We start from the raw sequence: 11,984 nt of genomic DNA, 5'->3' as shown, positions 1-11,984 counted from the left end.
GCGGCCCCGCGGATCCCGGTGGTCGCCAACCTCACCGGCCGAATCGCCGAGGCCGACGAACTGACCGACCCCGGCTACTGGGTGCGCCAGGTTCGTGAGCCGGTCCGTTTCGCCGACTGCGTCGCCGCCGCCGGCGCCCAGGGCGGGTCCGTACTGCTGGAGGTCGGGCCCGACGGGGTGCTGACCGCGATGGCCCGCGAATGCCTCGGCCCGGCCGCCGACACGCTCGCCGTTGCGCTGGTTCGCCGGGATCGGCCGGAACGGGCGACGTTCGCCGCCGCGTTGGGCGCGCTGCATGTGCACGGGATAGCCGTGGACTGGCCCGTCTTCCTCGTGGGCCGGGGCGACCGGGTCGACCTGCCGACCTACCCGTTCCAGCGGCAACGCTACTGGCTGGACCCGCTGCCCGACCCACGAACCGCCGCCGGCGGCAATTCGGACGACCCGAACACCTGGCGCTACCACGCTGAGTGGACGCCCTGGGCCGGCCGGGCGGAGGCGGGCAGCTCCGCGGCCGCGGCATCGGGCGCCGAACTGTCCGGCACCTGGGTGGTGGTGAGCCATCCGGCGAGCCGGCACGCCGACGCGTGCGGGCGCGGGCTCGAACAGCGCGGCGCGCACGTGATGGCACTCCACGTCGACCCGGCGACGTGCGATCGCAGCGTTCTCGCCGACCGCCTGCGCGAACTCGGCCCCCTCGACGGCGTGGTCTCGCTCCTGTCCGACCTGCCGGGGGAGCGCGCCGACCTGCCCGGGCTCACCCACGGCCTGGCGGCCACCCTCGCACTCGTTCAGGCACTCGCCGACACGAACCCGGAGGGCAGGCTGTGGTGCCTGACCTTCGGCGCGGTGTCCACGGCGGCGTCCGAACCGGTCACGCATGCCGAGCAGGCGCAGATCTGGGGGCTCGGCCGGGGTGCCGCGCTCGAACTGCCCGGCGTCTGGGGCGGCCTCGTGGACATCACCGATGCCTTCGCGGCCGGCTCGATACCGGACGGGTCCGAAGCCCGGGCCCTCGATGATGTCGCCGACCTGTGGACCAGCCTCGCGGACGTGATCGCGCACGGCGCCGAGGACCAGGTGGCGATCCGGCCTGCCGGCGTCCGGGTACGGCGCCTGGCCCGCGCGTCGGTACCCGCCGAGACCGGCGACCCTTCCTGGCAGCCCGAAGGCACGGTACTGATCACCGGCGGCACCGGCGGTCTGGGCGCGCACGTGGCGCGCTGGGCGGCCGGCGCGCGGGCGGAGCGTCTGGTCCTGGCCGGCCGCCGCGGCGCGGCGACCCCGGGGGCCGAGGCCCTCACGGCCGAACTGACCGGCCTCGGCGTCGACGTCCTGATCGAGGCCTGCGACGTGGCCGACCGAACCGCGGTACAGCGCCTGATCGAACGCATCGACGCCGCCGGGCCGCCGCTGCGGGCGGTGGTGCACGCCGCCGGGGTGACCCAGGCGGCTCTGATCACGGACACCGATCCGGTCGAGGCCGCGCGAATCACCGCGGGCAAGGCCGCGGGCGCGGCCTTCCTGGACGCCGTGCTCGGCGACCGGCCGCTGGCGGCGTTCGTGCTGTTCTCCTCGATAGCCGGCGTCTGGGGCAGCGGCGCCCAGGGCGTCTACGGAGCAGCCAACGCGCACCTCGACGCGCTGGCCCGGAACCGCCGGGCCCGCGGCCTGACCGCCACGTCGATCGCCTGGGGACCGTGGGCCGGGGACGGCATGGCCGAACAGGACGACGGGGACCAGCTGGCCCGGCGCGGCCTGCGGGCGATGCATCCGCGGGCCGCCGTGGACGCGATGGCCCGCGCGGTGGGCCTGGGCGACACGGACGTGGTCGTCGCCGACGTGGACTGGAGCACCTTCGCTCCCCGCTTCACCTCGATGCGCCCGAGCCCCCTGCTCGACGGCCTGCCCGAGGTCGCCGCCGTCCTCGCCGCGCGGGCCGCTCCGGGCGCCGGCGCCCGCCCGGCGGACCCCGACCTGGCCGGCCGACTGGCGACCGCCGGAGCCGCGGAACGCGAGACGATCCTGCTGGAATTGGTGCGCGGCGAGGTGGCGGCCGTACTCGGCCATGCCTCGGCCGCTCAGGTACAGGCCGACCAGGCCTTCCGCGACCTGGGGTTCGACTCGCTGACCGCCGTGGACCTGCGGGACCGGCTCAGCCGCGCGGCCGGTGTCGAACTGCCGAGCACGCTGGTGTTCGACTACCCGACCCCCGTCGAACTGGCCGCTCGACTGCGAACCGAACTGACCGGCGGCGACGCATCCGTCCTGGCCCCGGTGCTCGCCGAACTCGACGGCCTGGAAAACGCGTTCGGTCGTGTGGCGGAGGAGGACCCGCAGCTTCGCGCCCGGGTCGCGCTGCGCATGCGGCGCTTTTTGGATCGACTCGGCTCCCTCGACCGCGAGGACACCGCGACCGCGAACGGGGCGGGCGTCGAGACCGCCTCCGACGACGAACTGTTCGCCCTGCTCGACCACCATCTCGAAGCCCCCGGGCAGGCCCCGAAAGGTGACCACTCATGAGCGGCAGCGAAGACAAGCTGCGGGACTATCTCAAGCGCGCGACGGTCGACCTGCAGCGGGCCCGAGCTCGCATCGCGGAACTGGAGCGCCCCGAGCCGATCGCCGTGATCGGCATGTCCTGCCGTTACCCCGGCGGCATTCGCTCGCCCGAGGACCTGTGGCGGGTGGTCGCCGACGAGGTGGACGCGGTGAGCGGCTTCCCCCTCGACCGGGGCTGGCAGGTCGACGACCTCTACCACCCCGACCCCGACCACCTCGGCACCAGTTATGCGCACGAGGGCGGATTCCTGGACGGCGCGGGTGAGTTCGACCCGGCGTTCTTCGGGATCTCGCCGCGCGAGGCGCTGGCGATGGACCCGCAACAGCGGCTGCTCCTGGAGACCTCCTGGGAGGCGTTCGAACGCGCCGGGGTCGACCGGCGCACCCTGAAGGGCAGCCCGACCGGCGTGTTCGTCGGCGGCACCCCCACCGGCTACGGCGCCGGTGTGCAGCGGATGCCCGAGGGGGTCGAGGGATACGCGCTCACCGGCAGCGTCGGCAGCGTGCTGTCGGGCCGCGTCTCCTACGCGCTGGGCCTGGAAGGCCCCGCGGTGACCGTGGACACCGCGTGCTCGTCCTCGCTGGTGGCGCTGCACCTGGCCGTCCAGGCGCTGCGCGGCGGCGAATGCACGATGGCACTGGCCGGCGGGGTGACCGTGATGGCCACTCCGGCCGCGTTCATCGAGTTCAGCCGGCAGCGCGGTCTGTCCGCCGACGGTCGGTGCAAGCCGTTCGCAGCCGCGGCCGACGGCACCGGCTGGGCCGAGGGCGTCGGCATGCTCCTGGTCGAACGGCTCTCCGACGCGCGCCGCAAGGGCCACCCCGTACTCGCCGTCGTGCGGGGCACGGCGGTCAACCAGGACGGCGCGAGCAACGGCCTCACCGCGCCCAACGGCCCCTCACAGCAACGGGTGATCGAACAGGCGCTGGCCAACGCGGGCCTGGCACCGGCGGACATCGACGCGGTGGAGGCGCACGGCACCGGCACCCGGCTGGGCGACCCCATCGAGGCCCAGGCGCTGATCGCCACCTACGGGCCCGGCCGCTCGCCGGATCGGCCGCTGCGGCTGGGCGCGCTGAAGTCCAACCTCGGGCACACCCAGGCCGCGGCCGGCGTGGCCGGCGTGATCAAGATGGTCATGGCGATGCGCCACGGCACGCTGCCCAAGACCCTGCACGTGGACGCGCCGACACCGGGCGTGGACTGGTCGTCCGGCGCGGTGGAACTGCTGACCGACAGCCTCGCCTGGCCGCCCGCGGCGGGCGAACCGCGCCGGGCCGGGGTTTCCGCGTTCGGGGCCAGCGGCACGAACGCGCACGTGATCCTCGAGGAGGCGGCCGCCGCCCCGGCGCAACCGGCGGACCAAGACGGTGCGGCGTCCCGCGCCTGGTCGGGCCCGCTGCCCTTCGTCGTGTCCGCCCGCGGCGAAGCCGGCCTGCGCGCCCACGCCGCACAACTGGCCCGCCACGCGCGGGTCGAGACCGCGACCCCGCTCGCGGACATCGCGCTCACCCTCGCCGTGCACCGCTCCGCGCTCGACGACCGCGCGGTGGTACTGGCCGCGGAGCGCGCGGAGTTGGTCACGGGCTTGGAGTCGCTGGTCGCGGGGGAGCCGGTGGCGGGCGTGGTGCAGGGCGTGGCGCGCCCGGTGACGCGCCCGGTGCTGGTCTTCCCCGGTCAGGGATCGCAATGGCTGGGGATGGCGGCCGACCTGCTGGACTCCGCACCGGTCTTCGCCGAGCAAATCGCCGCGTGCGAGGACGCGTTGGCGCCGTTCGTCGACTGGTCCGTGACGTCGATGCTGCGGTCGGAGTCCGAGGAGTGGTTGGACCGCGTCGATGTCGTACAACCCGTCCTGTGGGCGGTGATGGTGTCCCTGGCCGAGCTGTGGCGCTCCTTCGGCGTACGGCCCGCCGCGGTGGTGGGCCACTCCCAGGGCGAGATCGCCGCCGCCTGTGTCGCGGGCGCGCTGACGGCGGCGGACGGCGCGAAGGTGGTGGCGCTGCGGAGCAAGGCCATCCTGGATCTGCCCGGCGACGGGGGCATGGCCTCGGTCGCCGCTCCGGTGGAGCGGGTGCGCGAACTGATCGCGGGATACGACGGCCGGATATCGGTCGCCGCGGTGAACGGCCCGGCGTCGGTGACGGTGTCGGGAGAGTCGGCCGCCCTGGACGAACTGCTCGCGAGTTGCGCACGGTCGGACGTATGGGCGCGGCGGGTCCCGGTGGACTACGCCTCGCACTCGGTCCAGGTCGAGTCGATCCGCGCGCGGCTGCTGACCGAGCTGGCCGACATCCGACCGGTCGCGGCCGCAGTGCCGTTCTACTCCGCGGTGACCGCCGACCTGCTGGAGACCACCGCCCTGGACGCGCAGTACTGGTACACCAACCTTCGCCGAACCGTCCGCTTCGAGGAGACGATCCGGCTGCTGCTCCGGCGGGGTCACGACGCCTTCATCGAGGCCAGCGCCCACCCCGTACTGACCACGGCCTTGCTGGGCACGATCGAGTCCGCCGAGGGCGCGGCGCTCTCGCTCGCCACCCTGCACCGTGACCGGGACAGCACGGCGGGCTTTTGCGCGGCGCTCGCCCAGGCGTACGCGAACGGCGTCGACGTGGACTGGCGTCCGCTGCTCGCCCACCGGGGCGCGGTCCGTACCGACCTGCCCACCTACGCCTTCCAACGCGAACGGTTCTGGCTGGCGGACGCGCCCGCCGAGGAAGCCGCGCCCGCCGCCGGGTCCGCGCAGCCGGATGAGGCGCGCTTTTGGGAAGCGGTCGAAGGCCGGGACATCGACGCCCTTACCGCGATGCTCGGGACGACCGGCGCATCCGGACGCGCCGCGCTGGAGACGTCGATCGACGCGCTGGCGGGGTGGCGCGACAGGCGCCGCCTGGACGCCACCGTCGACGAGTGGCGCTATCGCGTGGTCTGGCGACCGCTGACCGGCGCCCCCACCCCGAGCCTGACCGGCACCTGGCTCGTGGTGTCCGCCGAGGACGCGCACGACCCGGACTTCGAGGCGCAGTGCGTCCAGGCGCTGACCACGCACGGCGCGCGGGTGGCGCGGTTGCCGGTCACCGCGGCCGATGTCGAGCGCGGGCCGCTGGCCGAGCAGATCGCCCGGGTGCGGGCGGGGCTGCCGGACGCCGACTTCACCGGCGTGATCTCCCTGTTGGGCCTGGAGGAACAGGCCCGAGAAGATCATCCCGCGCTCTCGCGGGGGATGGCCGCCACGATCGCGCTCGCCCAGGCCCTCACCGACACCGAATCGGGTGGCCCGCTGTGGTGCCTGACCCGGGGCGCGGTCTCCGTCGCGAGTCGGGACGCGCTGACCCATCCGGCCCAGGGTCGGGTCTGGGGCATCGGCCGAGTCGTCGGCCTGGAGTTCCCCCGGCTGTGGGGCGGCCTGATCGACCTGCCCGCCCGGCCCGACGCCCGGGCCTGGGCCCGCGCCGTCGGCATGCTGCCCGGCACCTCGGGCGAGGACCAGCTCGCCATCCGCGACTCCGGCGTCCTGGTCCGGCGGCTGATCCGCGCCTCGGCGGCCGACCGGGCACCGATCCGCGACCCGCGACCCACCGGGACCGTGCTGGTGACCGGCGGCACCGGCGGTCTGGGTGCGCAGGTCGCGCAGTGGGCCGCCGAGAAGGGCGCCGAGCGGCTCGTGCTGACCAGCAGGGCCGGACCGGCGGCGCCCGGCGCCCACGAACTCGCCGAGCGGCTACGCGCGTTGGGCCCACAGGTCACCGTCGCGGCCTGCGACATGGCCGATGAGGACGCGGTGGTCCGGCTGGTCGCCGAGATCGACGCCGACGGCCCGCCGCTGCGGGTCGTCGTGCACGCGGCCGGCCTGGGCCAGGCCAGTGCGCTGGCCGACACCGACCTGACCGAGAGCGCCCGGCTCGCCGCGGGCAAGGTGGCCGGCGCGGCGGTGCTCGACCGCGTCCTGGGCGACCGTCCGCTCGACGCGTTCGTGCTGTTCTCCTCGATCTCCGGCCTGTGGGGCAGCGGCATGCAGGGCGTGTACGCGTCCTCCAACGCCTACCTGGACGCGCTCGCCGAGCACCGCCGCTCCCGGGGTGCGACCGCCACCTCCATGGTCTGGGGCCCGTGGGCCGGCGCGGGCATGGCCGACGACGAGCGAGCCCACGAGATCCTGGCCAGCCGCGGCGTCCGGATGATCGACCCGCGCACGGCCCTCGCCGCGATGGACCGCGCGCTGGAGCTGGACGACACCGTCGTCGTGGCCGCCGACATCGACTGGGAACGGTTCATCACCGGCTTCACCGCCCTGCGCCCCAGCCCGCTGTTCAGCGAACTCCCGGACGCACAGCGCGTGTTGAGCGCAGCCCTGGTACCGGACACCGCCGCCGCGGCGACCAGCGGGTTGGCCCGCCGACTCGCCGAGGTCACCGCCGCCGAACGCGACGCGATCGTCCTGGAGACCGTACGCGCCCAGGTCGCCAAGGTGCTCGGCCACACCGCCCCCGCGGCCGTGCCCGCCGACCGGGCCTTTCGCGAACTCGGCTTCGACTCGCTCACCGCCGTGGATCTGCGCAACCGGCTCAACGCCGAGACCGGCCTGGCGCTGCCGACCACCCTGGTCTTCGACTACCCCACCTCGCAGGTGCTCGCCAAACACATCCTGGCCGCGCTCAGCGGCGAGGAGGACCACGCGGCCCTGGCCGTACCGCAGGCGGCCGGCCGTGACGACGAGCCGATCGCGATCGTCGCGATGGCATGCCGCTTCCCCGGCGGCGTGACCAACCCGGAGGAGTTCTGGGACCTGGTCGCGGCCGGCACCGACGCCATCGGCGGCTTCCCCGCCGACCGCGGCTGGGACGTCGAAGGGCTTTACCACCCCGACCCGGATCGGCCCGGCACCTTCTACACCAACGAAGCCGGATTCCTGGACGCCGCAGGGGACTTCGACGCCGACTTCTTCGGCATCAGCCCGCGCGAGGCACTCGCCATGGACCCGCAGCAACGCCTCCTCCTGGAGACCACCTGGGAGTTGTTCGAGCGGGCGGGCATCGCCCCCGACTCGTTGCACGGCAGCCCCACCGGCGTCTTCGTCGGCGGCACCCCCACCGGCTATGGCACCGACGTGGCGCGGATGCCCGAAGGCGTCGAGGGCTACGTGCTCACCGGCAACGCGGGCAGCGTGATCTCCGGACGACTGTCCTACCTGTTCGGCCTCGAAGGCCCGGCACTGACCGTGGACACCGGCTGCTCCTCCTCGCTGGTGGCGCTGCACCTGGCCGTCCAGGCGCTGCGGCGCGGCGAATGCTCGCTGGCCCTGGCCGGCGGCGTGTCGGTGACCTCGACCCCGGGCGGCTTCGTGGAGTTCAGCCGCCAGCGGGCACTGGCGGGGGACGGACGCTGCAAGCCGTTCGCCGCCTCGGCGGACGGCATGGGCTGGTCCGAGGGCGTCGGCATCCTGCTGGTGGAACGACTCGACGAGGCCCGCCGCAACGGCCACCCCGTGCTCGCCGTCATCCGCGGCAGCGCGATCAACCAGGACGGCGCCAGCAACGGCCTGACCGCGCCCAACGGCCCCGCCCAGCAGCGGGTGATCCGGGCCGCCCTCGCCGACGCGGGCCTCGCCGCCGACCAGATCGACGCGGTCGAGGCGCACGGCACCGGCACCACCCTCGGCGACCCGATCGAGGCCCAGGCACTGATCGCCACCTACGGCAGGGGTCGCGATCCCGAACGGCCGCTGTGGATCGGCTCGGTGAAGTCCAACATCGGCCACACCACGTCGGCAGCCGCCGCGGCCGGGATCATCAAGATGGTGATGGCGATGCGCCACGGCGTGCTGCCCAAGACGCTGCACGCGGACGAGCCGTCCCCGCACGTGGACTGGTCCGCGGGCACCGTCGAACTGCTGACCGAGGCCCGGAGTTGGACGGGCGGCGCACAACCGCGCCGCGCCGGGATCTCGTCCTTCGGGATCAGCGGAACCAACGCGCACGTGATCCTGGAGCAGGCGCCCGAGGCGCCCGAGGCGCCCGAGGCGACCGCCGCGGACGCTGCGGCGCCGGCGCCCGAGCAGGACGCGCCGGCGCTGCCCGACGTCACCGTGCTGCCCTTTCTCGTCTCCGCGAAAAGCCCCGAGGGACTGCGTGCGCAGGCCGCGCGACTGGCCGACCACCTGGAGAACGACGCCGGCCACGGCGTCTCCCCGGTCGACCTGGCCCACTCGCTGCACTCCACCCGCTCGGCCCTGCACCACCGCGCCGTCGTGCGGGCCGCCGACCGCGCCGAACTGCTGCACGGGCTGGCCGGCCTGGCCGCCGGCACCCCGGCCGCCCAGGTCGTCCAAGGTCAGGCCCGGCACGGCGAACGCGTCGTCCTGGTCTTCCCCGGCCAGGGCTCGCAGTGGGTCCGGATGGCGGTCGGACTGCTCGACAGCGCGCCGGTGTTCGCGGCGCAAATCGCCGCCTGCCAACAGGCACTCGACCCGTACGTGGACTGGTCCCTCGAAGAGGTGCTGCGCGCAGACGCGGACGCCTCGCAGACTTGGTTCGCCCGGGTCGACGTCCTCCAACCGGTGCTGTGGGCCGTGATGATCGCGCTGGCCGAGCTGTGGCGTGCCTGCGGCGTCGAACCCGCCGCCGTGGTCGGGCACTCACAGGGCGAGATCGCCGCCGCCTACGTCGCGGGCGCGCTCAGCCTGGCGGACTCCGCCAAGGTCGTCGCCCTGCGCAGCCAGGCGATCACCGCGCTGTCCGGGCGCGGCGGCATGCTCTCCGTCGGCGAACCGGCCGAACGAGTCGCCGCCCGCCTGGAACACTGGACCGGACGGTTGTCGGTCGCCGCGATCAACGGGCCCGGCTCCACCGTCGTCTCCGGCGACACCGCCGCACTGGACGAACTGACCGCCGACTGCGCGGCCGAAGGCGTACGGCACTGGCGCATCCCCGTCGACTACGCCTCGCACAGCGCCCACGTGGAGGAGATCCGCAACCGGCTCGCCGACGTCCTCGGCGGCATCGAGCCGGGCCCGGCCCGCATCCCCTTCCACTCGACGGTCACCGCGGGCCGGCAGGACACCACCGACCTCGACGCCGACTACTGGTACCGCAACCTGCGGCAGACCGTGCGATTCGAGGAGACCGTGCGCGCCCTCGTCGAAGCCGGACACACCGCCTTCGTCGAGGTCAGCCCGCACCCCGTGCTGGTCGCCGGCATCGAGGAGGTGCTGGACGAGACGGGCGGGCACGCCGTGGCACTGGGCACCCTGCGCCGCGACGAACAGGACGTCGACCGCTTCCTCGGCTCGCTCGCCGAAGCGCACGTACACGGCCTGCCGGTCGACTGGACCGCGGTCCTCGGCGCCGACTTCGGCGTGCGCGTCCCACTGCCGACCTACGCGTTCCAGCACCGGCGCTACTGGCTGGAGTCCGGTACCGGCCGAGCCGGCGCCGGCGATGCCACCGAACTGGGGCTCGCCCCCGTCGACCACCCGCTGCTGCTCGCCGGCACCACCCTGTCCGAACTCGGCCACCTGATCCTGACCGGCCTGATCTCGCTGCGCACGCATCCCTGGCTCAACGACCACGCCGTCGCCGGCACCGTGCTGCTGCCCGGCACCGCCTTCGTGGACCTGGCGGTCCGCGCCGCCGACGAGGCGGGCTGCGGTCGACTCGACGAGCTGACGCTCGAAGCCCCGCTGATCCTGCCGCCGACCGGCGGAGTACGGATCCAGATCGTGGTCGGCCCGCCCGACGAGACCGACCGGCGCACCCTCACCATCCATTCCCGCCCTGCCGCCGACCGGGCCGAGGACGGCGGCGGCTGGGTGCGCCACGCCGGGGCCGTCCTGGCCCCCACCACCCCGGCCGCCGGCTTCGACCTGACCGCATGGCCCCCCGCCGACGCCGTCCCGCTGGACACCGCCGACTTCTACGAGCAGGCCCGCGCCTCCGGGTACGCGTACGGGCCCGCCTTCCAGGGCCTGGAACAGGTCTGGCGGGTCGGTACCGAGGTGTACGCGGAGGTCGCGCTCGGCGAACGCGAGCGCGACGAGGCCGGACGGTACGGCCTGCACCCGGCGCTACTGGACGCCGCGCTCCAGGCGTACGGCTTGGCCGGCTCCGGCGGCCGAGATGCCAGAATCCTGTTGCCGTTCGCCTGGAACGGCGTCTCGCTGCACGCCTCGGGCGCCCAACGGCTGCGCGTACGGCTGATCCCCGAAGGCACCGACACGGTCACCGTGCTGGTCGCCGACCGCGAAGGTGCCCCCGTCCTGCGCGCCGACTCCCTCGTGTTGCGCCCCGTGGCCGTCGACCAGATCATCGGCGGCCGGGACGCCACCCGCGACGCGTTGTTCACCGTCGAATGGAAGCCGGTGACCGCGCCGGCCGGCGGCGGATCCGAGGACACCTGGGTGGTGCTGGGCGCGTCCGACACCCCGGGCACCCGGGACCTGCTCGCCGATCTGGCCGGTGCCGGGATCGCCCCAGTCGTGTACACGGACCCGGCGGCACTGGGCGCCGCCATCGAAGCGGGCGCCCCGGTACCGGACTTCGCCTTGCTCTCGCCCACGGACGCGGCATTGGAGTCCGGGAGCCTGGCCGCGCGGGTGCACACGTCCACGGCACGGGTCCTGGCGGATCTCCAGGCGTGGGTCGCCGACCGGCGCCTGGCCGACGCCCGGCTCGTGGTGCGCACCCGCGGCGCACTGGCCACGGAGTCCGGCGAAGCCGTCGCCGACCTCGGCCGGGCCGCGATCGTCGGTCTCGTCCGCTCCGTGCAGAGCGAACACCCCGACCGCTGCGTCCTGATCGACACGGATACCGCCGCCGACTCCCGTCCGCTGCTGCCCGCCGCGGTCCGCGCTTCGCTTGCCCTCGGCGAGCCGCAACTCGCGCTACGCGGCGGCCGATTGCTCGCACCCCGCCTCGGACGGATCGGCGGGTCCGCCGCGTTGGTGCCACCTCCCGGCGCGTGGCGGTTGGACACCATCAGGGCCGGGACGCTGGAGAATCTCGCGCTGGTCCCGGTGCCGGCCGCCCCGGAGGGCGAGGAACTGGGCGAGGGACAGATCCGGATCGGGGTCCGGGCCGCCGGTCTCAATTTCCGGGACGTGCTGATCGCGCTGGGCATGTATCCGGGTGCCGCGATGATGGGTGGCGAGGGCGCGGGTGTGGTCAGCGAAGTCGGGCCCGGAGTATCGGGATTCGCAGTCGGTGATCGTGTCCTGGGCATGTTCGGGGGCGGCTTCGGCCCGGACGCGGTCGCCGACCACCGGATGGTGGTTCCGGTGCCGGGTGACTGGTCGTTCGAGCGGGCGGCGTCGGTGCCGGTGGTGTTCCTGACGGCGTATTACGGCTTGGTGGAGTTGGGTGGTCTGCGGTCGGGTGAGTCGGTGTTGGTTCATGCCGGTGCGGGTGGGGTGGGGATGGCGGCG

Annotated in this window: 2 protein-coding genes; both read left to right on the top strand. The window is 74.3% G+C overall.

Annotation, left to right across the window (positions count from 1 at the left end; translation table 11 throughout):
• On the top strand, positions 1 to 2,523 hold a 2,523-nt coding region (locus ACZ4FV_RS50290), incomplete at its 5' end, for a beta-ketoacyl reductase (protein ID WP_465328061.1).
• Positions 2,520 to 11,984, top strand: a 9,465-nt coding sequence (locus ACZ4FV_RS50285; protein ID WP_465328059.1) for a type I polyketide synthase, incomplete at its 3' end; no start/stop codon positions are given. The genes ACZ4FV_RS50290 and ACZ4FV_RS50285, both read left to right, overlap by 4 nt.

The organism is Embleya sp. NPDC025285 (assembly GCF_055558835.1).
The sequence above is the reverse complement of the archived record's forward strand: the minus strand, read 5'-3'. Positions and strand labels throughout refer to the sequence as shown.